Source organism: Rothia kristinae (assembly GCF_016028855.1).
Classification (GTDB): Bacteria; Actinomycetota; Actinomycetes; order Actinomycetales; family Micrococcaceae; genus Rothia; species Rothia kristinae.
This window is the reverse complement of sequence record NZ_CP065738.1, coordinates 1,943,188-1,968,128: the sequence shown is the minus strand read 5'-3', so window position 1 is coordinate 1,968,128 and position 24,941 is coordinate 1,943,188. Positions and strand designations below refer to the sequence as shown.

Genomic DNA, 24,941 nt, shown 5'->3' with positions numbered 1-24,941 from the left:
ACATCATAAGGCACCTGATCACCGGGTGCGGAGTCGGCTCCGGGCAGAATCCGACGCCGGCCCCCGACGCTGCCCCATGGGTTAGCCTGGCCTCACCTGCAGATTCCCCGGTGCGCCCGGCGACGGAAGGAAGCCATGGCCCAGCATCGGATGAGCGTCCATCCCCTCGTGGTCCGCACCGTCCGGGTGCTCTCCGTCCAGGAGGTCACCCCGCGGATGCGGCGGATCCGTCTGGGCGGGGAGCAGCTGAGCTCCTTCGTCCCGGCCGGGCTGGAGACGACCGCCCCGGCTTTCCGGGCCCCGAGCTTCGATGACCACGTGAAGCTGATCTTCGCCGAGAACGGCCCGGTCCAGGCGGTGCTGCCGCGGCAGCTGTCCGAGGGCATCGAGTGGACCCCGGCCTCGGCGCGGATCACCCGGGACTACACCCCGCGCGCGGTGGACGCCGACGCCGGGGAGCTGACTCTGGACTTCGTGCTGCACGGGCACGGTCCGGCGGCCGCCTGGGCCCGGGCAGCGCGACCCGGGGACGAGCTGAGCTTCGTCGGCCCGAAGTCCTCGATGCACCTTCCTGCGGAGATCTCCGCGATGCTGCTGGTCGGGGATGAGACCGCGCTGCCGGCGATCGGGCGGTTCTTCGACGAACGCCCCGTGCAGGCCCCGGCGCACGCGGTGATCACCGTGTCCGAGGACGCGGCCCGCCAGGAGCTCGCCCTGCGCGAGGGGGATTCCGTGACGTGGGTGCGCAAGGAGCGCCCGGACGGGCCGGGGCTGCTGCGGGCGGTGCGCGAGGCTTTCGCCGGGCTGGAGCTGGGGCCGGACCCGTTCCTGTGGGCCGCGGGCGAGGCGCGCAGTCTGCTGCCGCTGCGCCGATGGGCCAGCCGGGAGCGGGCCATCCCCAAGACCCACCAGTCCGTGACCGGATACTGGCACGTCGCCATGGACAGCTCCGGGCGCGCCGCCGACGCCGCGCCGGGTTCTTCCGGACGCGCCGCCGGGCGCGGGCAGGGCGGAAGGGCCGCCGGCGCCGCCCAGTCCGCGAGCGGCACTGGGACCGACGGGCCGCGAGGGGGCCGGGGACCGGCCGCGCCGACCACCCTGCCCGTCGCCCCGGTGGCCTGGTTCGCGGTGGCCGCTGCCGTGCAGACCGGTCTGCTGGACGCCCTGGCCGACGCCGAGGAGGCCGAATCCGCGCAGGGCCCCGAAGCGTCCCCGGGGCTCGAGGCTTCCCAGGGGGTCCAGAACGCGCCGGGACTCGAGGGCGCACAGGGACTCGAGGCCGCGCAGATCGCCGAGGCCGCGGACCTGGACGCCGCGCTCCTGCTCCCGCTGCTGGATCTGCTGGCCCGAGAGGGGCTGCTCACCCGACGGGACTCCCCCGGCACCTCCGCACCCGGGACCGAACCCTCCGGCTCTCTCGTTGCTGCGACCGAATCCTCCGGCTCCCTCGCTCCCGGGGCCGAAGCCCCCCAACCGCCCGCCGTTCGGGGACTCCACCGTCGACGACCCGGCCACAACCGACCGGACGTCCGCGGTGCACACGGAAACGGGTGTCACCCGGTGGTCCCTGACCGAGCTGGGCCGAGAGCTGGTGGCCGATGAGCACCAGCGGGAGGGTTTCGAGCCCTTCGCTCTGGACCAGATCGCCGCGCTGACCCGGTTGCCGCAGGCCCTGGGTGGTGGGGCCTCCGCGTGGCGGCGTCAGCACGGCAAGGGCTTCGCCCGCAGCATCGAGCAGCGGACGCAGCTGTGGGAGGAGATGGCCGAGCGCGCCGCGACCCTGCCCTTCCTGCAGCACCCCATCCTCAGGGTGCTGGCGGAGATGGACGCAGACTCTCCCGCCCTGGTGGGTCCGGGGGCCGAGGTCCTCGCCGGGATGCTCGCGGACCGCCAGCGGGAGGCCTCGGCGCAGGCTGGGCCCGAAGTCCTGAGCGAGCCCGTGGTGCTCACCGGCGCCCACGACGCCGAGTTCCCCGCCCGGGGCCGGCCCGTGGTCTCGGTGCTGTGGCTGAGCCTCCTGGACGACGCCGAAGCGCTGGCGCACCTGCGGGCCCTGCGCCGGGCCTCGGAGCGGGCGGTGGTGATCGACGCCCCGCGCCCGGATGAGCTCGCACCGTCGGCCGCGGTGCAGGGACTCATGACCGTGGCCCTGACCGGGTCGGCCCCGCGCTCCGAGGAGCGACTGCTCACCATGGCCCGGGAGGCCGGATTCAGCCAGGCGCGCGTGGAACAGCTGGGCTGGGGCAAGGTGGCCCTGCGGCTGAGCGCCTGAGCCTGAGCACTGATCAATGAACGCGGACCAGCTTCTCCTGCCAGTCCGCCCAGATCCGGTCCACCTGCGCGCGGGTCTGCTCCGGGGCCCCGGAGTTGTCCACGGTCCAGGTCGCGACCGCGGCCCGCTCGGCATCACTGGCCTGCGCGGCGATCCGTGCCCGAACGTCCCCCTCGTCCATCCCCCGGGCCTCGACCAGGCGGCGCACCCGCTCCGGTTCCTCCGCGGTGACCACCAGGACGCCGTCGAAGCGCTCGGCCTGCCCGGTCTCCACCAGCAGCGGGATGTCCTCCACGATCACCCCCGCGAATCCGGGGCGCTGGGCGGCGGCCACCCGTTGACGCGCGGCCTCCTCGCGCACCGCCGGATGCACGATGCCGTTCAGTCGCTGCCGGGCCTCCTCGTCGCCGAAGACCCGCCGGGCCAGGGCCGGGCGGTCCAGGGCGCCGTCCGCATCCAGGATCTCGCAGCCGAAAACCTCCGTGACCTGCTCCAGCACGGGTGAGCCGGGGGCCATCAGCTCCCGGGAGATCCGGTCCGTGTCGATCACCACGGCACCCAGCTGCCCCAGCCGCGCGGCCACCGTGGATTTCCCCGATCCGATGCCGCCGGTCAGTCCGATGTGCAGCGTCACAGCCCGTCCCCCTTCGTCGATGTCCTGTCCAGGCCATCTTCGCAGGCAGGCCCTCCCTGTGCGATGCGACGGTCCTGAGGCGACGGTCCCGACAAGGCGTTCACGACGCGGCGTCCCCGATGCGACGGGCCTGAGGCGACGCTCCCGACGCGTCGTTCACGATGCGATGGCCCGGGATGGTGGCCCGGGGCGGTGGACCGGCCCCTGCGTGCCGACCGGGGTCACCCGAGGATGGTGGGCGGCAGCATCGACACCCACCACACGGCCAGGACCACCGGGATGGCCGCGCTGAGCACCTGCCCCGGCCAGACCACGGCGTCCCGATGCCGCCGGGCAGTGTTCACGATGACGTTGGCCACCGCTCCCAGCAGACCCGCCAGCATCACCAGCCCCACGATCACGATGGCCCAGACCAGGGCCGGACCCGTCTCCTCCATGAGCGCGGGCCCCACCTGACTCGGCGGGGCACCGAAGAGCAGGGCCACCAGCGCCATGAATGCCCAGAAGAGCACGATCAGCCCCGGACCGAGCAGGCACACGGCGGAGGCTCCCATCCCCACCAATAAGAGCAGGACCGCGAGCACGATGTGCCCGGGGCCCTCCGGCAGCGGGTACCACACCAGCGCCCCCTTGGTGCGGCGTCCCAGCTCCTTCCGGGCGTTGAGACGACGCTCCTCCATCTGCCACACGGGCTGATCGACGGAGACCTGACGCTCCGCTCCGGCGGAATCCGTTGGCGGCGGTGCGCCGAGGCCCGGCCCTCCCTGCGGCGCACCGGGTGGGAGCGGGTCCCGTTGACCGAGCACGGCCGGGTGGGTGAGTCGGTGCCACTGCTCTCGCAGGGTCGGCCCCCGCCAGGCTCCGGGTCTGCCGTGGTCCTCCGGCGGAGGCTGCTGGCCGTAGGGGGCTTGCTGCTCGGGCGGGATCTGGCCCGGTGGGTGGTGCGGATCGAACGGGGGCTGCTGGGTCATGGGATGCCTCCTTGGAGTAGCGCCGGTCCTGGGGCGCCGGGTGCTCCGCAGTCTAGTGAGACACCTCATCCTCTCGGGGTCGGGCTGTGGATAACCCCGGCGTCGAGCCCGCCCGCCGACCCTCCAGATCCGAGCCACGGCCCCACCGCGCCGAGCCCGGGCTGCCACGCGCACCGTCGCACGCGGTGTCGTCGAAGATCCGGTGCCGAAGCCAGCTCACCGGATCCGCGGCGCGGGGTTCGTAGACTGGGCTGGTGACCGACTCCTCCCCCGACGCTCCCGCCGAACCAGCCGATCAGGCCAGCGCCTCGGCACCGACTGACGCCGCCCCGCAGGCCGAGACTCGCGCGCGCCGCTGCACCGTCCTGGCCGACACCGAGCCGGTGGAGAGTCTGCTGGAGATCAAGCGCAGCGAGTTCCTGGGGCACCTGGTCCGGGTGGAGACCGAGGAGGCAGCCCGGGAGCACATCGAGCGGATCCGCCGCCGTCACCACGACGCCCGCCACGTCTGCTCCGCCTTCGTCCTCGGGCCGGACCGGGACGTGCAGCGCTCCTCCGACGACGGCGAACCGGCCGGCACCGCGGGCATCCCCATGCTGCAGGCCCTGCTGTCCCACCGTCCCGACCCCTTGGACCCCGAGCGGGCGGATCTGACGGACGTGTGCGCGATCGTCGTGCGCTGGTTCGGTGGGATCAAGCTCGGTGCCGGCGGTCTCGTGCGCGCCTACACCGAGGCCGTCACCCAGACCCTGGATGAAGCCCACCTGGTGACCCGCTCCCGACGCCGCCTGGGCACCGTCCCGGTGGAGCACGCCCGCGCCGGTCAGCTGGAGAACGAGCTGCGCGCCCACGGCTTCGCCCTGCAGGACACCGAATACGCCCCGGATCACGCCGTCCTGCACCTGTCCGTCCCGGACGACCCAGCCGCCCAGGAGGAGGCCGCCGCCCGCCTGGCCGCGCTGAGCTCCGGGCAAGCCCGCATCACCTGGGGCACCGTCACCTGGATCGACGGCTGACCCCGCCGCTCCCCCTCCGCGAACCGTCACCCACGTGGCGTATCCGCACCCCAAAACCCACGACAGCGACGGCTCGGCGCACTCCCCCACTCCCACGAACATGAGAGAAGGCCCCGCCCCCGTGATCATCACGGGGACGGGGCCTTCGCCTCATCTCACGGTCTCACCGCGGCACCCTGACGGGCGGCGCGGCGAGGGCCGACGAGATCAGTTGTTGCCGCCGGTGAGCTTCTCGCGCAGAGCAGCCAGGGCCTCGTCGGAGGCCAGGGTGCCGGCGTCGGACGCCGGGGCCTCGGAGGAGTAGGAGGTCTGCGCGGAGGACCCGCCGCGGCCGCCGGTGGCCGCGGAAGCGGCGGCGTCGGCGTCCTCGTTGAGGGCCTTGCGGACCTGCTCCTTGTGGGCCTCCCAGCGAGCCTGGGCGTTGGCGTACTCCTGCTCCCAGGCGGCGCGCTGGGCCTCGTAGCCCTCGAGCCACTCGTTGGTCTCCGGGTCGAAGCCCTCGGGGTACTTGTAGTTGCCCTGCTCGTCGTACTCCGCGGCCATGCCGTACAGGGCCGGGTCGAACTCGGTGCCGTCCGGGTCCACACCCTCGTTGGCCTGCTTGAGGGACAGGGAGATGCGGCGGCGATCCAGGTCGATGTCGATGACCTTGACGAACAGCTCCTCGCCCACGGACACGACCTGCTCGGCCATGTCCACGTGGCGCACGGCCAGCTCGGAGATGTGCACCAGACCCTCGATGCCGTCCTCCACGCGCACGAACGCACCGAAGGGCACCAGCTTGGTGACCTTGCCGGGCACGACCTGGCCCAGGGCGTGGGTGCGGGCGAAGGTCTGCCACGGGTCTTCCTGGGTGGCCTTCAGGGACAGGGACACGCGCTCGCGGTCCATGTCCACCTCGAGCACCTCGACGGTGACCTCCTGGCCGACCTCGACGACCTCGGACGGGTGGTCGATGTGCTTCCAGGACAGCTCGGAGACGTGCACCAGGCCGTCGACCCCGCCCAGGTCCACGAAGGCGCCGAAGTTGACGATGGAGGAGACCACACCGGTGCGGACCTGGCCCTTCTGCAGCTGGTGCAGGAAGTTGGAGCGGACCTCGGACTGGGTCTGCTCGAGCCAGGCGCGACGGGACAGGACCACGTTGTTGCGGTTCTTGTCCAGCTCGATGATCTTGGCCTCGATCTTCTGCCCGATGTACGGGGCGAGGTCGCGCACGCGGCGCATCTCCACCAGGGAGGCCGGCAGGAAGCCGCGCAGCCCGATGTCCAGGATGAGCCCGCCCTTGACGACCTCGATGACGGTGCCCTCGACGACGCCGTCGTCTTCCTTGATCTTCTCGATGTCGCCCCAGGCGCGCTCGTACTGCGCGCGCTTCTTGGACAGGATCAGGCGGCCTTCCTTGTCCTCCTTGGTGAGGACCAGAGCCTCGACCTCATCACCCACGGCGACGACCTCGTCCGGGTCGATGTCGTGCTTGATGGACAGCTCGCGGGAGGGGATCACGCCCTCGGTCTTGTACCCGATGTCCAGCAGAACTTCGTCGCGGTCGACCTTGACGACTTCGCCGGAGACGAGGTCACCGTCGTTGAAGTACTTGATGGTCTCATCAACGGCCTTGAGGAAGTCCTCTTCGGTTCCGATGTCGTTGATGGCAACCTGGGGGGTGTTGGTGGTCATGTAGTAGGGGCTCCGATGTGGATCGTTGGTCGAACGGGTCCGACGCCGCGGTCCGCCTCCCGGCGGGTGATCCCCCTCCTGGCGGGCAGGACGAGGACGCACGGCACGGACATGTGCTTGGTTACTGATAGGGCGTACGCCTGGGCGTACCCGTCAAGTCTATGGGCGCGCGGGGCCTCGGGTCAATGGCCGGGGCCCCGCGCGCCACACCATGACGGCCGAGACCGTCGACGGCGTCAGAAGATGAAGTCGCAGTAGGGCTCCCGGCGGACCGCGAACAGCCGCGCCGCCTCCTCCGCGCCCTCGCCCGTGACCAGGCCGAAGCGCACCTCGGGCTCGCAGCCCTGGAACACCGCGGAGGCCAGCAGCTGCACGGGGAAGCGCACCCGGGCGGCCTGTGGGGCCAGCTCCGGCTCATCCTCGGCCTCGGTGCGCCGCTCGTCCCGCGCGGCCAGCAGGTGCGCCCCGGGCAGCTCGGCCCCGGCACCATCGGCAGTGCCGGATCCCGTGGACTCCCCGGCACCAACCGCCGCCTCGGCGCCCTCCCCGGCCCGGGCCGCGTCGACCTCGGACACGGCCCGCCCGGGCACCACCTCGGCCCGCCCGTCGCGGATGCGCAGGTGGTACGCGCCGGTGACCAGTCCCAGCGGGTCATCCACCAGCAGCACCAGCTCGCCGTCGGCCAGGTACTCCCGGTGCTCCAGGACGCGGGCCACGTCCAGGATCCGCGTCCACAGCACGTCGGTCTCCCGGATCTGTCGAACAGCCCGCGGGTTGGACAGGGCCCGGGCCAGCTCGTTGCCGGGGGCCGCGCGGAACTCCAGGAAGTCCACCAGGTCCAGGCTGAGCAGCTGCTCCCACAGGGCCACCCGCGCCCGGGTGCTCACCGCCTGGAAGTCCTTGACCACCACCCGGTTGGGCCCCGGAGAGGAGGAGCCCCAGCCCTGGTGGTTGAAGGCGGCGTAGCCCTCCACCCCGTCCGGGCCCTCGAAGACCAGGGCCTGCCGGGCGCCGTCGGGCTTGAGCTGATCCTCGGAGAGGTTCACCGCGCCCACCGCGTTCTCCACGACCCCGCGCGGGCGCACGGCCTGCCCGGCCCGGAACCCGGCGATCGACTCGCGCAGCGCCAGCCCGAACTCCACCAGCTCCTTGCCCTGGGCCTGGTGGATGCGGCCCTGCCGGGCCCCGGAGCGCTCGACGACGCCGGGCAGCAGCCGCGGACGCGCGGTGAGGTCCAGCTCGTAGGTGATCATGCGGGTGGACAGCCCGAAGCCGAAGCGACCGTAGATCTCGCCTTCGGAGACGGTCAGCGCGGCCATCCCGCAGCCCTCGGACCGGGCCCGGGCCAGCTCCGGCTCCATCATCCGGCGCAGGATCCCCCGACGCCGGTGGGTCGGGGCCACACCCACCCCGGTGATCATCCACGCGGGCACCGCCCCGGCGCCGACCTCCACGGTGTTGGGGAAGCCGAAGATCGTGGCCACCGGGTGCGGTCCCTGCGCGCTGGGCAGCCCGGCCAGGGTGGTGTCCTCATCCGTGAAGCCGCGGATCACCGCCCGCATCTGCTGCTCGTGCTCGGCGTTCCAGCGCTGCAGCTTCGCGTCCCCCGGGTCCTCGTAGAAGCCCAGGGCGATGCGCCGGGTCGCGGCGCGGTACAGGGCGGTGGGCTCGCCGTCCTCGTCGAGGAAGCGGGTCAGCTCGAAGGGCGTGAGCGTCATGGGGTCTCCTGGGTCTCGGGTGCGCGGTGTCTCGGCTCGGCGGGATCGGGCGGGCTCAGTGGGCGGCGTCGTTCCAGGAGGGCCCGCGGCCCACCTGCACCTCCAGGGGCACCCGCAGCTTCGCGGCCCCGGACATCTCCTCCCGCAGGATAGCCTCGGCGGCGTCGTGCTCGCCCGGGGCCACCTCCAGGATCAGCTCGTCGTGGACCTGCAGGACCATCCGGGTGGACAGGCCCTCCTCGCGCAGGCGCCGATCCACCCCCAGCATGGCCTTCTTGATGATGTCCGCGGCCGAGCCCTGGATCGGGGCGTTCAGCGCGGCGCGCTCGGCCATGTCCCGGGTCTGGCGGTTGGAACTGGTCAGCTCCGGCAGGTAGCGGCGGCGCCCGAACATCGTCTCGGTGTATCCGCTCTTGCGGGCCTCGTACACGATATGGCGCAGGTAGGTGCGCACCGCCCCGAAGCGGCGGAAGTAGCTGGACATCAGCCCGCGGGCCTCGTCCACGGAGATCTCCAGCTGCTTGGACAGCCCGTAGGAGCTCAGCCCGTAGGCCAGGCCGTAGCTCATCGCCTTGACCTTGGCGCGCATCTCCGGGGTGACGTCGGCCGGGGTGACGCCGAAGACCTGGGAGCCGACGAAGCGGTGCAGGTCCTCCCCGTCCCGGTAGGCCTGGATCAGGCCCTCATCCTGGGACAGGTGGGCCATGATGCGCATCTCGATCTGGGAGTAGTCCGCGGTCAGCAGCTCCTGGTACCCCTCGCCGACGACGAAGGCCGCCCGGATCTTGCGGCCCTCTGCGGTGCGCACGGGGATGTTCTGCAGGTTCGGGTTGATCGAGGAGAGCCGGCCGGTGGCCGCGGTGGTCTGCCCGAAGGTGGTGTGCACCCGGTCCTGGGCGGATAAGGCGTCGCGCAGCCCCTCCACGGCCTGGCGCAGCTTGGTGTACTCGCGGTAGCGCAGCAGCCAGGCCATGAAGTCGTACCCGGCGGTGCCCGGCTCCAGGGTGCGGCTGAGCTCCTGCAGGGAGGTCGCATCCGTGGTGTATCCGGAGGAGATCTTCCGGGTGGTGGGAAGCCCCAGGGTCTCGAACAGCACGGTCTGCAGCTGCTTGGGCGAGGAGAGGTTCACCGTCTGGCCGCCGAGCACCTGCTCGGCGTTGCGCTGGGCGGTGTCGATCTCGGCCTGGTACGCCTCGATCAGCGCCTCCAGCCGGGCCGGCTCCACGGCCACCCCGGCCAGCTCCATGCGCAGCAGGATCTCGGCCAGCGGGATCTCCAACTCGGTGAGGATCCGCTGGGCCCACGGGTGCTCGCCCAGCCGCTGCTGCACGGTCCGGGCGACGTCGTGCAGCAGCCAGGCGGCCGCGGCGAAGCGATCCAGCCACGGCACGGCCTTCTGACGGCGCTGCTCCGGGGTCTCCTTGCGCAGCGTGGCCTGGGTGGGCTTCTTCAGCTTGGGGCCGAAGGAGTAGGAGGTGAACTCCCCGCCCAGCTGCTCGGGGTCGTAGCCGCGGGCCCCCGGGCGCAGCACGAAGGCCTCCAGGGCCACGTCCCGGCCGGCGTCGGCGAGGCGGTAGCCCAGCTCCCCGAGCCGGCGCACCAGCCCCTTGAGGTCGCTGACCAGCAGGTCCGCGGCCCGCTCGGTGAGCAGCCGCTGCAGGGTGGTGCTCGCGGCCTCGTCGAGCTCCTCCAGCACCGCGGTGCCCACCGCCTCCGGGTCCGCGATCTGCAGCACGGGGCCGAGGCGGTAGTCCTCCTGCAGGGTCAGCGCGATCGTGGTGCCGGGCTGCCCGAAGGCCGCCTCGATGGCCGCGGCGTCGGGCAGGTCCTGCCGCTGCGGGATCTGGATCTGCGGTTCGGGCTCGGCGGCGGACAGGTCCCGGCGGACCCGGTCCCGCAGGGTGCGGAACTCCAGCTCGTCGAACAGCGCGTCCATGCGTACCAGATCCGGCTCCCGCCGGGCCATCTGGGCGAAGCTGACCGGCAGGTCCAGGTCCCGCCTCAGCTCGTTGAGGCGGAAGTTGCGCCGCACATCCTCCAGGTGCGCCCGCAGGTTCTCCCCGGCCTTGCCGCGGATCTCCTCGGCGTGGGCCAGCACCCCCTCCAGGTCCCCGTACTGGCCCAGCCATTTGGCGGCCGTCTTGGGCCCCACCTTGGGCACCCCCGGCAGGTTGTCCGCGGACTCCCCCACCAGGGCGGCCACGTGCCGGTACAGCCGGGGCGGGACCCCGTACTTCTCCTCGATGTCCGCGGCGGTGCGCGGCGGGATCTCGGAGATCCCCTTGGTGGGGTACAGCACGCTGGTGCGCTCGGAGATCAGCTGGAAGGCGTCCCGGTCCCCGGAGACGACGACGACCTCCGCCCCCGCGCTCTCGGCCAGGTGCGCCCCGGTGGCGACGATGTCGTCGGCCTCGAAGCCCTCCACGGTGATCCACGGGATGTTCAGGGTGTCCAGGGTCTGCTGGATGTACTCGATCTGCCCGGCGAACTCCTCCGGGGTCTTCTGCCGCCCGGCCTTGTACTCGGGGTACTCCTCGGAGCGGAAGGTGGGCCCGGACAGGTCGAAGGCCACGGCCACGTGGGTGGGGCGCAGCTGCCGGATCATGGTCAGCAGCATCGCGGTGAACCCGTGCACGGCGTTGGTGTGCTGCCCGGCCGTGGTGACGAAGGACCCCTCGGGCACGGCGTAGAAGGCGCGGAAGGCCATGGAGTGCCCGTCCACCAGCAGGAGGCGGCTGACCTCCTCCAGGCCTTCGGCGGCGGGCTGCTCGGCGGGATCGGTCGCGGCGGCGTCGGACGGCTGGGGCTGCTGGGTGGAAGTCACCCTACAATCCTAAGCACACCCGTCGCGGCCCGTCCGGGCCCGCATCCCCTCTCGAAAGGCCGAGCCCGCCATGGAAGACTCCCCCCGCCAGTCCGCCGATCGCCTCACCGCGATGGGGGTGCCGCCCGAGGTGCAGGAGGCGCTGCCCGCGCACGGCATCGGCACGATGGCCGAGCACATGGGCATCGTCTTCGAGGAGCTCACCGCCGAGCGCGCCGTCGCCCGCTTCCCGGTGGAGCGCAACACCCAGCCCTACGGCCTGGTGCACGGCGGGGCGCACGTGGCGCTGGCGGAGACCCTCGGGTCGATGGCCGCCAACGTGTTCGCCGGCCCGGAGAAGATGGCCGTGGGGCTGGATGTGAACGCGACGCACCAGCGCGGGGCCAGCAGCGGCTGGGTCACCGGCACCTGCACGGCGATCCACCTGGGCCGCACCCTGTGCGTGCACGAGATCGTGATGACCGACGACGACGGCCGGCGCCTGTCCACCGCCCGGATCACCAATCTGCTGGTTGACCGGAAGGGCTGACCGACGCAGCCCCGGGGCGGTCGCCCGACCCGGGGTGTGGGCTCAGGCGACCTGGGCGATGATGGTCTCGGCCACCTCGCGCATGGACAGGCGCCGGTCCATGGAGGTCTTCTGGATCCAGCGGAAGGCCTCCGGCTCGGTCAGGCCCATCTTGGTGATCAGCAGGGACTTGGCCCGGTCCACGAGCTTGCGGGTCTCGAACTGCTCCTTGAGGTCGGTGACCTCGTGCTCGAGGGCCTTGATCTGCTCGTACCGGCTGATCGCGACCTCGATGGAGGGGATGAGGTCGTTCTCCGTGAACGGCTTGACCACGTAGGCCATCGCCCCGGCCTCGGTGGCCCGGTCCACGAGCTCCTTCTGGCTGAACGCGGTCAGCAGCACCACGGGGGCGATGCGCTCCTTGGCGATGTGCTCTGCGGCGCTGATCCCGTCCATCTTGGGCATCTTCACGTCCATGAGCACCACGTCCGGGCGGTGCTCCTGGGCCAGGGAGACCGCGTCCTCGCCGTTGTCGGCCTGGCCCACGACGTCGAATCCCTGGGCGGAGAGGATCTCCACGATGTCCAGCCGGATCAGGGCCTCGTCCTCGGCGACGACGACGCGGCGCACCGGCCGGTTGGAGTCGGCCCGGGTGGTCTCGGCCGCGGCGGGCTCGGCCGCGGCGCTGACGTCGATGGTCTCCGCGGAGTCCTGGGGAGTGGAGCTGTTCTCGGACATCGGCGGTCTCCTTGGGTGGTGCGGACGGTCACGGAAAAAGGGTGCGGGGTGAGCGCACGCGTCTCGGGAAGGGACCCGGGACGGACGCCGCCTCACCCTCTGCGCATTTTACGCCCACCCGCTCGGACGGCGGGATGGGACATGCGCAGAGGGTGAGGCGGCGTCGGGTGCGACGGCGGCTCGTGGGCCGTCGTCGCTTTCGAGGCGGCTCAGGCGCCGGCGACGGCGGCGGCGAGCTTGTCCAGGGAGGACTCCAGCTGCTCCTCGCTGACCAGCGGGAAGCCGACCTCGCGGGCGAACTGCGGGTCCACGGCGGACCAGTCGTAGGTCAGGCGCACGTCGGTGGAGTCGGAGCCGGTGGACTCCAGCTCCCAGACCCACTCCCAGCCGGGGGGCTCGGTGCCCTCGGGGGCGGTCTTCCAGGAGATCAGCTTGTTCTCGTCGAAGCCGGTCACGTGGTTCTCGGTCTTGTAGTCCCCGCCCATGTGGTCCCCGTGCATGTTCATGCGGAAGACGTCGCCGACCTTCTGGATGCGGTCGGTCTTGTCGTCGGAGACGATGAATCCGGAGCCGTCCAGCTCCTGGTGCCGCTCGGGGTTGGACAGCACGTCGAAGAGGTCCTTCGCCGGCGCGTCGATGGTGCGGGTCACCGTGATCGAGGTCTGGTCGGTCATCTCTTGCTCCTTGGGTGAGGGAACAGCGGTCACCATCCACCCTAGTCGGCGGCCGGGAGCGCGGGGCCGAGTTCGCCCTCAGCCGCAAGACCGCACAGAACGGCCGAGACCGTACAAATGTGCCGAGACCGCACCCGTCGGGCGCGGTCTCGGCACACCGGTGCGGTCTGGGCCACAACGTACGGCGTCGGCGCCCGTTCACCCGTCGTTGGCCTCCCCCTCACCCATCCGGAACCCGCGGTCCCTAGGATCTGCCGGGGATGACCGGAACCTCCCCACCCGATCGGCCGACCCATCACGCACTCTCACCTCGAGGACCCCACCATGCACCCACCCCGCTCCGCACCGCTCCGACCCCTGGCCCTCGGCGCGGCCGCGATCCTCTTCCTGTTGGGCTCCGTCCCGGCCGGGGCGGAACCGCTCTCATCCAGCGCACCCGCCGCGAGCGCCGCGTCCACCTCCTCCGCCGAGGCCGCCGATGCCGCCGACGCCACGGAGCTCTCGGAGATCTCCTACGCCGGCCCGGATGATGAGGACTTCCAGGAGATCGCCGCCCCAGCCGGAACGGATCTGTCCGGGTGGACCGTGGGCTCCCTGACCCGCGGGGGTACCCCGCAGAGCGAGCAGCATCTGCGCACCCTGCCGGAAGGCACCGTGATCGATGACTCCGGTCTGCTGGTGGTGCGCCTGCCTATCGCCAATGCTGTGAAGACCGGGGACCGAGCTGACGGCGCCTACGGCTCCTCCGCCTTCATCATCGACGCCGCGGGCGCGGTCGTGGACTTCGACCAGATCGGTGGGGTCACCGGTGGACGGGGCCTGACCGCGGGAACCTCGCCTTCCGTGCCCCAGCCGCTGCGGGGGCTCGCGGCGACTCCCATCGGAGAAACCGCCCCGGCGGGCAGCTCGCTGCAGTTCGACGGGAGCACGTGGACGGCCGCGGTGCCTACGCCCGGCACCCGCTCCCCACGCGTCCCCGACCCGCAGCCCTCGGGGTCGGATGAGCCCGGGGATGTCGTGCCCATCGCGCGGATCCAGGGCACCGGGGACAGCAGTCCGCTGGTGGGTCAGGCGGTGACCACCGAGGGGGTGGTCACCGCGGCGTACCCGGAGGGTGGTCTGCGCGGCTACACCGTGCAGACCCCCGGCACCGGTGGGGACAGTGATCTCACCCCGGGGGCGTCGGACGGGATCTTCGTCTACTCCCCGGATACGGCCGGGCTGGTGCGGGTCGGGGATCATGTGCGGGTCTCGGGCACCGTGGCCGAGTACTACGGGCAGACCCAGATCTCGGTGTCCTCTGGGGGCCTGAGCCTGCTGGACACCCCGGCCGACGCCGTGACGCCGGTGAGCGGTCAGCTGCCGGAGGATCCCACCGCCCGGGAAGCGCTGGAGGGGATGCTGCTGCTGCCCACTGGGGACATCACCGTCACGGATGCGTATGACACGGGGCGATACGGGGAGGTCCGCCTGGTCAACGGGACCGAGCCGCTGAAGCAGACCACCGACGTCGTGGCTCCCGGGGAACCGGCCCGAGCCTACGAGGCGAACAGCGCCGCCCGTGAGTATGTGCTCGACGACGGCGCCACCGCAGACTACACCCGCGGCGCGTCGGACACCCCGGTGCCATACCTGTCCACCGAGCATCCGGTGCGGGTGGGCGCCCCGGTGGTCTTCGATCATCCGGTGGTGCTCGGGTACGGGTTCGACGCCTGGCGTCTGCAGCCCACCGGGTGGGTGACCGGGGATTCCGCGCTGCCCTCCCCCGCCCGCTTCGGCGATACCCGAGCTCAGGCCCCGGCCCCGGTGGGCGGGGATCTGAGCGTGGCCAGCTTCAACGTCCTGAACTACTTCACCACCACCGGGGATCAGCTGCCCGGCTGCCGCTTCTACACCGACCGAGCCGGGAACCCGGTGACCGTGCGCGATGGCTGCGCGGTGCGCGGGGCGGCGGATGCGCAGAACCTGGCACGCCAGCAGGCGAAGATCGTGGCGGCCATCAACCGCATGGACACGGCGGTGCTGTCCCTGGAGGAGATCGAGAACTCCGCTGCCGTGGGCGGTGATCGGGACGAGGCGCTGTCCACCTTGGTGGATGCGCTGAATGAGGCGGCCGGTCACCGTCGGTGGGCCTTCGTGCCTTCGCCCTCCGCGCTGCCCGCGGAGGAGGACGTCATCCGCACGGCCTTCATCTACCAGCCGGACCGGGTCCGTCCCGTCGGGGATTCGGTGATCCTCACGGATTCCCCGGCCTTCGCCAATGCCCGGCAGCCCCTGGCGCAGGCTTTCGCCCCGGCCGGGACCCCGCAGGACCAGGAAAAGCCAGATCGGATGATCCTCGCGGTGGTGAACCACTTCAAGTCCAAGGGCTCCGGCTCCGGGGAGGGCAACGAGGACACCGGGGATGGGCAGGGTCGCTCCACCGCGGATCGGGTCCGCCAGGCTCAGGCCCTGCGGGACTTCGCCTCCGCCCGCGCCGAGGCCCTGGGGACGCAGAACGTCCTGCTGCTCGGCGACTTCAACGCCTACACGCGAGAGGATCCGCTGCAGGTGCTGTATGAAGCCGGGTACACGGACATCGGCTCCGCGAAGAAGGCTGGAAGCACCTACGTCTACGGCGGACGCTCGGGCTCCCTGGACCACGTCCTGGCCAGCGGCCCGCTGTTCTCCCACGTGACCGGGGCTTCCGTGTGGAGCATCAACTCGGTGGAGTCCGTGAGCCTGGAGTACAGCCGCTACAACTCGAACGCGAAGGACCTCTACGCGCCCGGACCGTTCCGCTCCTCGGATCACGATCCGCTGGTGGTGGGTCTGACCTGGCCGGGCGCGGATGACGCCGAGCAGCCCGCTCCGGGCCCCAGCCCGACGACTGAGCCCACCGGGGAACCGACTCCCGAGCCGAGCGCCGGCCCCACATCCTCCGCGCCGAGCCCGACGGCCGAGCCGACCACCGTCCCCACTCCCGCTCCCACCGTGGCGCCGAGCCCGTCGGGGACGGCGTCGGATCCGGGCGCAGGAGCCGGGCCTGCGGAGCCGTCGGGACCGAGTGCGCGGGATCCGCGTGATCCCGGTCAGGGCCCCGTCGCTCCGGACGGCTCCGGAGAGATCGGTGAGGCCGGAACTAGTCAGGCAGATCGGGGCTCCGGTCGCCCGAGCGAGTCCGGACCCTCCGCGGATGAGGCAGGCGGCTCCCAGGGGCTCGCCGTTACGGGGGCCTGGGTTGCCGGGCCGCTCGGTGCCGGCGTCGGGCTGGGTCTGCTCGGCTGGCTGCTGGTGCGCCGCGCCCGTCGAACCCACCCCTGACGCCCACCGCGCCGTCGAGACCGTACAGAGCGGCCGTGGTGCCCAAGGTGGGACTCGAACCCACACGTCCGAAGACACCGCATTTTGAGTGCGGCGCGTCTGCCGATTCCGCCACTTGGGCGCGGAAGGGGGCGTCCGCCGGATCGCTGCCCGGCAGGACGCCCCCACTGTACACGAGCCCGTCGCCCGGGCCGGTGTCACCGCTGGATCACCGCGGGATCAGTCCCGGTACGGCCCCAGCTTCTCGTGCTCCTCGGGCACGGGAGCGCCGTTGTCGTCCAGGTCGCCCACGCGGTGGGCGCGGACCATGTTCGTGGAGCCGGCCACGCCCATCGGGGAGCCGGCGGTCATCACGATCATCTCGTCCTTGGTGGCCATGCCCTTGGAGATCAGGTAGCGATCCACCTCGGCGAGCATCTCGTCCGTGGACTGCGCCTTCTGATCCACCACGGCCTGCACGCCCCAGAACAGGGCCATGAACGCGGCCACCTTGGGGTCCGGGGTGAAGGCCAGGATCGGCCTGGACGGACGCAGGCGGCACAGGCGCCGGGCGGAGTCGCCGGACTGGGTGAAGGTGCAGATGAAGTTGACGTCCAGCTGCTGGGCGATGTTCACCGCGGCCAGGGTCACCGCGCCGCCGCGGGTGCGGGGGCTGGAACCCAGGGCCGGGACGCGGTCCAGGCCGTGGGCCTCGGTGGACTCCACGATCCGCGCCATCGTCTGGATGGTGATGATCGGGTACTGGCCCACGGAGGTCTCCCCGGAGAGCATGACCGCGTCCGCGCCGTCCAGGATCGCGTTGGCGCAGTCGGAGGCCTCCGCGCGGGTCGGCATCGGGTTGGAGATCATGGACTCCAGCACCTGGGTCGCCACGATCACGGGCTTGGCCCAGCGGCGGGCCAGCTCGATCGCGCGCTTCTGGACCAGCGGCACCTCCTCCAGCGGGTACTCCACGCCGAGGTCGCCGCGGGCGACCATGATGCCGTCGAACTTGTCGATGATGTCCTGGAGGTTGTCCACCGCCTGCGGCTTCTCGATCTTGGCGATGACGGGCAGCTTCAGCCCCTCCTCCTCCATGATCTCGTGCACGCGGAGGATGTCGTCCCCGGAGCGGACGAAGGACAGGGCGATGATGTCGACGCCGGTGCGCAGCGCCCAGCGCAGGTCCTTCTCGTCCTTCTCGGTCAGCGCCGGGACGGAGACCGCGGCGTTGGGGATGTTGATGCCCTTGTGATCGGAGACCTTCCCGCCGATCACGACGCGGGTGGTCACGGTGGTCGCGGAGACCTCGGTGGCCTCCAGGCGGACCTTGCCGTCGTCGATCAGCAGCAGGTCCCCGGGGCGCACGTCCCCGGGCAGGCCCTTGTAGGTGGTCCCGCAGATCTCCTTGGTGCCGGGCACGTCCTCGGCGGTGATCTTGAAGATGTCGCCGGGCTCGAGCATCTCGGAGCCGTTGACGAAGGTCTCCAGGCGGATCTTGGGCCCCTGGATGTCGGCGAGGATCGCGACGTTCTTGTTGAGGTCCTGCGAGGCTCGGCGGACGTTGTTGAAGTTGGCGGTGTGGACATCGTGGTCGCCGTGGCTCATGTTCAGGCGGGCGACGTTCAATCCGGCCGAGATGGCCTCGGAGAGCTTGTCGTAGGAGGACAGTGCCGGACCCAGGGTGCATACGATCTTTGCGCGTCTCATGGCTTCCACTCTAGTTCTCGCAAAGCCACATGAACAGTCATCGGCGCCGGGTGAACCCACCGTGTCCGCGTTCAATCCCACACATTCCCACACCGCGGGTTAGGCTGAGGGAAGATCCGAGAGACCCCAGGAGGAGAACATGTCCGGCGCCCTCGTGCTGTACGGCTCCCACTACGGCTACACCCGCACCTACGCCCAGTGGATCGCCGAGGACCTCGAGGGCACCGCCCTGGACCTGGCCTCGGCCACCCCGGACGACGTCGCCGAGGCCGACGCCGTCGTGCTGGGCTTCAGCGACTACGCCGGCAAGCTCACCGACGCCGCCGAGGCCGAGCGCCTGGCACCCCACCTGGACGGGCGGGCCCTGGGCTTCTTCACGGTCTCCTTCTCCGGGACCGTCTCCGCGACCGCCGAGAAGCTGGACGGGCAGCTGGCCAAGAACCTGCCCACCGCCTACGCCCCGCGCCGCGGCGCGGTGCCCACCGGACACTTCCGCGGCGGCATCGACTACTCGCGCCTGTCCTGGACCCACCGCACCGCGATGATGGGGGTGCGCACCTTCCTGAAGGCCAAGCCGGACAAGTCCGTCTCCGATCAGCAGATGATCGACTCCTACGGCGGATCCGCGGACTACTCGGACCGGGCCAGCACCGCGGACTTCGTGGCCGCGGTGCGGGCCCAGCGCGGCTGACCCGGACGGAGCGCCCCAGACGGAGAGACCCGGCCGGAGCGACGCCGCGCGGCCCGACGCGGCGGGGGCAGACCCATCGCGTCTGACCCACCGCGCCCAGCCCCCCCCCGCGCCGTCGGCTCAGAGCAGGTCGATCGGCCGGTCGCTGGGCCGCACCGGCTCCGGCAGCGCCGTCGCACCCAGCAGGTGCCGCTCCACCGCCGCCGCGCAGGCCCGCCCCTCGGCGATGGCCCACACCACCAGGGACTGGCCGCGCCCGGCGTCGCCGCAGGAGAACACCCCGTCCACCGCGGTCATGTACCGCTCATCCCGGGCCACGTTGGTGCGCGAATCCAGCGGCGCCCCCAGCTGCTCGGTGATCGCCTCGGAATCCTGGCCGGTGAAGCCCAGGGCCAGGAACACCAGGTCCGCGGGGATCACGTGCTCGGTGCCCGCCTTGGGCACCCGCTTGCCGTCCTCGCGGTACTCGGTCTCGGCCACCCGGATCCCGGTCAGCTTCCCGTCCTCGCCCACGAACTCCACCGTGGAGGCCAAATAGTTCCGGCGCCCGCCCTCCTCGTGGGAGCTGGCCACCTCGAAGAGGTTCGGGAACATCGGCCACGGCTCGTGCTCGGCCCGCTCCTCCGGGGGCTTGCGCCCGATCGCCAGGGTCGTCACCGAGGCCGCGCCCTGCCGGTGGGCGGTGCCGATGCAGTCGGCACCGGTGTCCCCGCCGCCCAGGACCACCACGTGCTTGCCGGCCGCGTCGATCGCCTCGGGCACCTCGTCGCCTGCCTGCACCCGGTTGGAGGCCACCAGGTAGTCCATCGCGAAGTGCACCCCGGAAAGCTCCCGCCCCGGGATCGGCAGATCCCGCGGCTTGGTCGCCCCGGTGGCCACCACCACGGCGTCGTAGCGGCGGCGCAGCTGATCCCAGGTGATGTCCCGGCCGATCTCCACGCCGGGCCGGAACCGGGTGCCCTCGGCCTCCATGACCCGCAGGCGCCGCTCGATGACCTCCTTCTCCAGCTTGAAGTCCGGGATGCCGTAGCGCAGCAGGCCGCCGATGCGGTCCTCCCGCTCGTACACCGCGACGGTGAACCCGGCCTGGGTCAGCTGCTGGGCGGCGGCCAGCCCCGCCGGCCCGGAGCCGACGACGGCGACCGTGCGGTCCACGAGCCGCTCCGGCACCTGCGGGGTGATCACGTGCTCCTCGAACGCGGACTCCCCGATGCTGTATTCCACCTGCTTGATGGTCACCGGCGGCTGGTTGATCCCCAGCACGCAGGAGGCCTCGCAGGGGGCCGGGCAGACCCGCCCGGTGAACTCCGGGAAGTTGTTGGTCGCGTGCATCCGGTCCACGGCCTCGCGGGTCAGCCCCCGCCAGGTGAGGTCGTTCCACTCCGGGATGAGGTTGCCCAGCGGGCAGCCCTGGTGGCAGAAGGGCACGCCGCAGTCCATGCAGCGGGAGGCCTGCTCCTTGAGCACGGCCGAGTCCTGCTCGACCTGCACCTCCTTCCAGTCCCGGATGCGCACCGGGACCGGGCGCTTGGGCCGGTCCTGACGCTGGGTGTGCTTCAGGAAGCCGCGGGGGTCAGCCACGGGCGGTCACCTCCAGGATCTCCTGCCAGACGGCGTCCCCGTCCGGATCCGCGCCGTTCTCCTCGGCGCGCTCGCGGATGCTCCGCACGGCCGCGAAGTCGCGCGGCAGCACGCGGGTGAATCGGGCCAGGCTGGCCGGGACGTCGTCGAGCAGGGCGCGGGCCGCCGGGGAGCCGGTCTCCGCCCAGTGCTTCTCCAGCAGCGCGGTGACCACCTGCTCATCCTGCTCGTCCAGTCCGGATAAGGTCAGCTCCCCGGATTCCCGGGCGGCCCTGTTGACGTCCACCGGGTCCAGGTCCAGCACGTAGGCGGTGCCCCCGGACATCCCGGCGCCGAAGTTGCGCCCGGTGGGTCCGATGATCACCGCGGTGCCGCCGGTCATGTACTCGCAGCCGTGGTCCCCGATGCCCTCGGCGACCGCGGTGGCCCCGGAGTTGCGCACCAGGAACCGCTCGCCCACCTGCCCGGAGAGGAACAGCTCCCCGCTGGTGGCGCCGTAGCCGATGACGTTGCCGGCGATCACGTTCTCCTGCGGCAGGTAGCCCTCCTGCCGGTGGGGTCGGACGATGATCCGCCCGCCGGACAGGCCCTTGCCGACGTAGTCGTTGGACTCCCCCGCCAGGCGCAGGGTGATGCCCTGCGGCAGGAACGCGCCCAGGGACTGCCCGGCCTGCCCGGACAGGTTCACGGTGATGGTGTCCGGGTCCAGGAACTCCGGGCCGAAGGTCGCGGTCACCGCGTTGCCGAGCATCGTGCCGACGGCGCGGTCCGTGTTGATCACGGTGTGCTCCAGGGACACGGGCGTGCGCTGCTGAAGGGCGGGGGCGGCCAGGCGGATCAGCTCGGCGTCCAGGTGCTTGTCCAGTTCGTGGTCCTGCCCGCGCAGGTTGCGCACCCCCTGCCCGCCGTACTCCACCGCGGTGGAGCGCAGCACGTTGGTCAGGTCCAGCCCCTCGGCCTTCCAGTGGGCCACGGCCCGCTCGGTGTCCAGCACCTCCGCGTGTCCGATGGCCTCCTGGAGGCTGCGGAATCCCAGGCTCGCCAGGTGCTCGCGGACCTCCTCGGCGATGAACTCGAAGAAGTTCACCACGTGCTCGGCCTTGCCGGTGAAGCGCTCGCGCAGCACCGGGTTCTGGGTGGCCACCCCCACGGGGCAGGTGTCCAGGTGGCACTTGCGCATCATGATGCAGCCCTCCACCACCAGCGGGGCGGTCGCGAAGCCGTACTCCTCGGCCCCCAGCAGGGCCGCGATGACGACGTCGCGTCCGGTCTTCATCTGCCCGTCGGCCTGCACGACCACCCGGTCGCGCAGCCCGTTGAGCATCAGGGTCTGCTGCGCCTCGGCCAGGCCCAGCTCCCACGGCGCCCCGGCGTGCTTCAGGGAGTTCAGCGGGGCGGCCCCCGTGCCGCCGTCGTGCCCGGAGATCAGCACGACGTCGGCCTTGGCCTTGGTCACCCCGGCCGCGACCGTGCCCACCCCGATCTCGGAGACGAGCTTCACGTGCACCCGCGCCTTCGGGTTGGCGCGCTTGAGGTCGTAGATCAGCTGCGCCAGGTCCTCGATGGAGTAGATGTCGTGGTGCGGCGGCGGGGAGATCAGCGAGACCCCGGGGGTCGCGTGCCGGGTGCGGGCCACCCACGGGTAGACCTTCGCGGACATCAGCTGCCCGCCCTCCCCGGGCTTGGCGCCCTGGGCCATCTTGATCTGGATGTCGTCGGCGTGGATCAGGTACAGGCTGGTCACCCCGAAGCGCCCGGAGGCCACCTGCTTGATGGCCGAGCGCCGCTCGGGGTCCAGCAGCCGCTCCAGGTCCTCCCCGCCCTCGCCGGTGTTGGACTTCGCGCCCAGCCGGTTCATCGCGATGGCCAGGGTCTGGTGGGCCTCCTGGGAGATCGAGCCGTAGGACATCGCCCCGGTGGAGAAGCGCTTGACGATCGAGGAGACCGGCTCCACCTCCTCCAGCGGCACCGGTTCGCGGTCCGGGCGGAAGGCCATCAGCCCGCGCAGGGTCATCAGCCGCTCGGACTGGTCATCCACCCGGCGGGTGTAGGACTTGAAGATGTCGTAGCGGCGGGTGCGGGTCGCGTGCTGCAGCCGGAACACCGTGTGCGGGTCGAACAGGTGCGGGGCGCCGTCCCGGCGCCAGTCGTACTCCCCGCCGGTCTCCAGGGCGCGGAAGGGCACGGAGACGCCGTCGGCGGGGTACGCGCGGGCATGGCGGGCCCGGGTCTCCTCGGCGATGACCTCCAGCCCGGCCCCGCCCAGCTGGGAGTGGGTGCCGGTGAAGTACTCGTCCATCAGGGACTGGGACAGCCCCAGGGCCTCGAAGGTCTGCGCGCCGGTGTAGGAGCTGACCGTGGAGATGCCCATCTTGGACATGATCTTCTGCAGCCCCTTGCCCAGGGCCGTGATGAGGTTGCGCACCGCCTGCTGCGGGCTGACCTCGGTCAGCTCCCCGGTGCGCACCAGGTGCTCCACGGATTCCATGGCCAGGTACGGGTTGACCGCGGAGGCGCCGTAGCCGATCAGGCAGGCCACGTGGTGCACCTCGCGCACGTCCCCGGCCTCCACGACCAGGCCCACCTTGGTGCGGGTGGCCGAGCGCAGCAGGTGGTGGTGCACCGCCGCGGTGAGCAGCAGCGACGGGATGGGGGCCCAGGTGGCCGAGGAGCTGCGGTCGGACAGCACGATGTACTGCACCCCGCGGTGGATCGCCGCGGAGACCTTCTCGCAGATCTCGGTGATCCGGGCGCGCAGGGCGGCGGCACCGCCGGCCGGGTCGTAGAGCCCGCGCACCTTCAGGGCCGTGGACATCCCGTCCTCGTCCTCCAGGTGCACGATCTTGTCCAGCTCATCGTTGTCCAGCACCGGGAACGGCAGCTCCAGGTGGTGGGCGCTGACGTAGCCGTTGCGCAGCAGGTTGCCGTCCGGGCCGATGCTGGTGCCCAGGGAGGTGACCAGCTGCTCGCGGATCGAGTCCAGTGGGGGGTTGGTGACCTGGGCGAAGGACTGCACGAAGTAGTCGAACAGCAGCCGGGGCCGCTCGGCCAGAGCGGCGATCGGGGTGTCGGTGCCCATCGCGTAGATCGGCTCCGCCCCGGTGCGGGCCATCGGCTTGAGGATCTTGTTCAGCTCCTCGTGGGTGTACCCGAAGGTCTGCTGGCGCAGCAGGATCGAGCGCGGGGAGGACTGCTGGTGCTCCCGCTGGGGCAGGGACTCCAGGGTGGTGATGTTCTGCTCGCACCACTGCTTCCAGGGGTTGCGCGCGGCCACCTCCGCCTTGATCTCCTCATCCGGGACGATCCGCCCGGCCTCGGTGTCCACGAGGAACATGGTCCCCGGGGACACTCGGCCCTTGCGCACCACCTTCCGATCCCCGAGCTCGACGACGCCGACCTCCGAGGCGAAGACCACCAGACCGTCCTCGGTGACCCAGTACCGGCCCGGGCGCAGCCCGTTGCGGTCCAGCACCGAGCCGACCAGGGCGCCGTCGGTGAAGGTCACCGCGGCGGGGCCGTCCCACGGCTCCATCAGCGTGGAGTGGTACCGGTAGAAGGCCCGCCGGTCCTCGTCCATGGTCTCGTGGTTCTCCCAAGCCTCGGGGATCATCATCATGATCGCCTCCGGCAGCGAGCGCCCGGAGAGCATCAGCAGCTCGGCGACCTCGTCGAAGGACTGCGAGTCCGAGGCCCCGACGGAGCAGATCGGGAACAGCTCCTCCGGGTTGCGCCCGAGCAGCGGGGACTTCAGCTGGGACTGCCGGGCCCGCATCCAGTTGCGGTTGCCCTTGACGGTGTTGATCTCGCCGTTGTGCGCGATGGTGCGGAAGGGCTGGGCCAGCGGCCAGGAGGGGAAGGTGTTGGTGGAGAACCGGGAGTGCACGATCGCCAGGCGGGTGGTGAACCGCGGATCGGACAGGTCCGGGTAGAACGGCTCCAGCTGGGCGGTGGTGAGCATGCCCTTGTAGGTGATGGTGCGGCTGGAGAAGGAGGAGAAGTACACCCCGAGCTTGTGCTGGGCGCGCTTGCGCACCCGGAAGGCCTTCTGGTCCAGCTGGCGCCGGCGGGCGTCCTCGTCCAGACCCACCACGGGGATGTGCCCGGTGAAGGCCTCCTGGCCGCCGCCCTCGGCGACGAAGATCTGCACGAAGTGCGGCATCACGGCGCGGGAGCTCTTGCCCACCACGGACTCCACGATGGGCACCACCCGGGTGCCCAGCACCCGCAGCCCCTCGGCCTCGGCCAGCTCGGTCAGGGCCTGCAGGTGCTCTTCGGCGCCGATGCCGTCGGTGGGCAGGTAGGCGGTGCCCACCGCGTACTCCCCCAGCGGGGGCAGGGCGAAGTCGGCCTCCGCCCGGAAGAAGGCGTCCGGGATCTGCAGGAGGATCCCCGCGCCGTCGCCGGTGCCCTCGTCCGCGCCCACCGCGCCCCGGTGCTCCAGGGCGCGCAGGGCGATCAGGGCCTGGTCGACGATCTCGTGGGAGCCCTCCCCGCTGAGGGTGGCGATCATCGCCAGCCCGCAGGCGTCCTTCTCCTGGTCGGGGTGGTACAGCCCGGTGTCCCGGGGCGCGGCGGAGAAGGTCTCGAAGGGCGAGCGGGCGCGCTCACCGGTCTGGTCGACGTCGGGCATGGTCGCGGACTC

General features: G+C 71.5%; 16 protein-coding genes and 1 tRNA gene. 6 read left to right on the top strand and 11 right to left on the bottom strand.

The genetic code is table 11. The features are described from left to right. Positions 1–135 precede the first annotated feature (135 nt). Together I6G21_RS08665 and I6G21_RS08660 are read left to right on the top strand one after the other, a co-directional pair. Positions 136–1,602, top strand: a complete 1,467-nt coding sequence (locus I6G21_RS08665) for a siderophore-interacting protein (RefSeq protein ID WP_129357556.1) — start codon at positions 136–138, stop codon at positions 1,600–1,602. Further along, the gene (locus I6G21_RS08660) at positions 1,535–2,272 is read left to right on the top strand and encodes a hypothetical protein (RefSeq protein ID WP_129357557.1); all 738 of its coding nucleotides are present in this window, start codon (positions 1,535–1,537) and stop codon (positions 2,270–2,272) included. Before I6G21_RS08665 ends, I6G21_RS08660 begins: the two co-directional genes overlap by 68 nt. 13 nt (positions 2,273–2,285) lie before the next feature. Here the strand turns inward: I6G21_RS08660 and coaE are convergent, their stop codons facing one another. Next, complete coding sequence (gene coaE, locus I6G21_RS08655; RefSeq protein ID WP_232238436.1) at positions 2,286–2,906, bottom strand: dephospho-CoA kinase; 621 nt, start codon at positions 2,904–2,906, stop codon at positions 2,286–2,288. Between the two features lie 221 nt (positions 2,907–3,127). Continuing rightward, positions 3,128–3,877 carry an SLC5/6 family protein gene (locus I6G21_RS08650; protein WP_129357558.1) on the bottom strand — a complete coding sequence of 250 codons (750 nt, stop codon included), beginning with the start codon at positions 3,875–3,877 and terminating at the stop codon, positions 3,128–3,130. 365 nt (positions 3,878–4,242) lie between these two features. Here I6G21_RS08650 and I6G21_RS08645 point away from each other — a divergent pair, with 365 nt between their 5' ends. Beyond that, positions 4,243–4,893: an IMPACT family protein gene (locus I6G21_RS08645; protein WP_058731324.1), complete on the top strand. Its 651-nt coding sequence runs from the start codon at positions 4,243–4,245 to the stop codon at positions 4,891–4,893. A gap of 207 nt (positions 4,894–5,100) precedes the next feature. On the opposite strand, the gene rpsA is transcribed toward I6G21_RS08645, so the two are convergent. The 3 genes from rpsA to polA all read right to left on the bottom strand — a co-directional run bounded on the left by rpsA (position 5,101) and on the right by polA (position 11,115). Next, positions 5,101–6,573, bottom strand: coding sequence for a 30S ribosomal protein S1 (gene rpsA, locus I6G21_RS08640; RefSeq protein WP_064725231.1), 1,473 nt, complete (start codon positions 6,571–6,573; stop codon positions 5,101–5,103). Positions 6,574–6,809: 236 nt separating this feature from the next. Next, positions 6,810–8,291, bottom strand: a complete 1,482-nt coding sequence (locus I6G21_RS08635) for a GNAT family N-acetyltransferase (RefSeq protein WP_100463598.1) — start codon at positions 8,289–8,291, stop codon at positions 6,810–6,812. A gap of 55 nt (positions 8,292–8,346) precedes the next feature. Continuing rightward, the gene (polA, locus tag I6G21_RS08630; protein ID WP_269148338.1) at positions 8,347–11,115 is read right to left on the bottom strand and encodes a DNA polymerase I; all 2,769 of its coding nucleotides are present in this window, start codon (positions 11,113–11,115) and stop codon (positions 8,347–8,349) included. Between the two features lie 70 nt (positions 11,116–11,185). Here polA and I6G21_RS08625 point away from each other — a divergent pair, with 70 nt between their 5' ends. After that, entirely contained in the window at positions 11,186–11,644 is a 459-nt protein-coding gene (locus I6G21_RS08625; RefSeq protein WP_061225455.1) for a hotdog fold thioesterase, read from the top strand. 42 nt (positions 11,645–11,686) lie between these two features. Here I6G21_RS08625 and I6G21_RS08620 read toward each other — a convergent pair whose 3' ends face one another. Continuing rightward, a complete protein-coding gene (locus tag I6G21_RS08620; protein WP_100463597.1) occupies positions 11,687–12,361 on the bottom strand; it encodes an ANTAR domain-containing response regulator in 675 nt (224 codons plus the stop codon). Between the two features lie 209 nt (positions 12,362–12,570). Next, positions 12,571–13,035, bottom strand: coding sequence for an SRPBCC family protein (locus I6G21_RS08615; RefSeq protein WP_064725233.1), 465 nt, complete (start codon positions 13,033–13,035; stop codon positions 12,571–12,573). Between the two features lie 324 nt (positions 13,036–13,359). Here I6G21_RS08615 and I6G21_RS08610 point away from each other — a divergent pair, with 324 nt between their 5' ends. Next, the gene (locus I6G21_RS08610) at positions 13,360–16,338 is read left to right on the top strand and encodes an ExeM/NucH family extracellular endonuclease (protein WP_129357559.1); all 2,979 of its coding nucleotides are present in this window, start codon (positions 13,360–13,362) and stop codon (positions 16,336–16,338) included. A gap of 36 nt (positions 16,339–16,374) precedes the next feature. Here the strand turns inward: I6G21_RS08610 and I6G21_RS08605 are convergent. Next, positions 16,375–16,459: transfer RNA gene (locus I6G21_RS08605), tRNA-Leu, on the bottom strand. Between the two features lie 98 nt (positions 16,460–16,557). Further along, positions 16,558–18,027 (bottom strand): pyruvate kinase, encoded by a 1,470-nt coding sequence (pyk, locus tag I6G21_RS08600; RefSeq protein WP_061225457.1) that lies wholly within the window; start codon positions 18,025–18,027, stop codon positions 16,558–16,560. Between the two features lie 139 nt (positions 18,028–18,166). Between pyk and I6G21_RS08595 the strand changes: the two genes are divergently transcribed. After that, entirely contained in the window at positions 18,167–18,718 is a 552-nt protein-coding gene (locus tag I6G21_RS08595; protein WP_100463594.1) for a flavodoxin domain-containing protein, read from the top strand. Between the two features lie 120 nt (positions 18,719–18,838). Here the strand turns inward: I6G21_RS08595 and I6G21_RS08590 are convergent, their stop codons facing one another. Both I6G21_RS08590 and gltB read right to left on the bottom strand, forming a co-directional pair. Beyond that, on the bottom strand, positions 18,839–20,299 hold the full coding sequence (locus I6G21_RS08590) for a glutamate synthase subunit beta (RefSeq protein ID WP_064725235.1): 1,461 nt from the start codon (positions 20,297–20,299) through the stop codon (positions 18,839–18,841). Then, positions 20,292–24,929, bottom strand: a complete 4,638-nt coding sequence (gltB, locus tag I6G21_RS08585; RefSeq protein ID WP_129357561.1) for a glutamate synthase large subunit — start codon at positions 24,927–24,929, stop codon at positions 20,292–20,294. Before gltB ends, I6G21_RS08590 begins: the two co-directional genes overlap by 8 nt. Between the last annotated feature and the right edge of the window lie 12 nt (positions 24,930–24,941).

Coding starts and splice junctions, on each gene's coding strand:
- I6G21_RS08610 (WP_129357559.1), top strand. CDS start 13,360: ATGCACCCACCCCGCTCCGCACCGCTCCGACCCCTGGCCCTCGGCGCG.
- I6G21_RS08625 (WP_061225455.1), top strand. CDS start 11,186: ATGGAAGACTCCCCCCGCCAGTCCGCCGATCGCCTCACCGCGATGGGG.
- I6G21_RS08620 (WP_100463597.1), bottom strand. CDS start 12,361: ATGTCCGAGAACAGCTCCACTCCCCAGGACTCCGCGGAGACCATCGAC.
- I6G21_RS08650 (WP_129357558.1), bottom strand. CDS start 3,877: ATGACCCAGCAGCCCCCGTTCGATCCGCACCACCCACCGGGCCAGATC.
- I6G21_RS08595 (WP_100463594.1), top strand. CDS start 18,167: ATGTCCGGCGCCCTCGTGCTGTACGGCTCCCACTACGGCTACACCCGC.
- rpsA (WP_064725231.1), bottom strand. CDS start 6,573: ATGACCACCAACACCCCCCAGGTTGCCATCAACGACATCGGAACCGAA.
- pyk (WP_061225457.1), bottom strand. CDS start 18,027: ATGAGACGCGCAAAGATCGTATGCACCCTGGGTCCGGCACTGTCCTCC.
- I6G21_RS08665 (WP_129357556.1), top strand. CDS start 136: ATGGCCCAGCATCGGATGAGCGTCCATCCCCTCGTGGTCCGCACCGTC.
- I6G21_RS08615 (WP_064725233.1), bottom strand. CDS start 13,035: ATGACCGACCAGACCTCGATCACGGTGACCCGCACCATCGACGCGCCG.
- I6G21_RS08635 (WP_100463598.1), bottom strand. CDS start 8,291: ATGACGCTCACGCCCTTCGAGCTGACCCGCTTCCTCGACGAGGACGGC.
- gltB (WP_129357561.1), bottom strand. CDS start 24,929: ATGCCCGACGTCGACCAGACCGGTGAGCGCGCCCGCTCGCCCTTCGAG.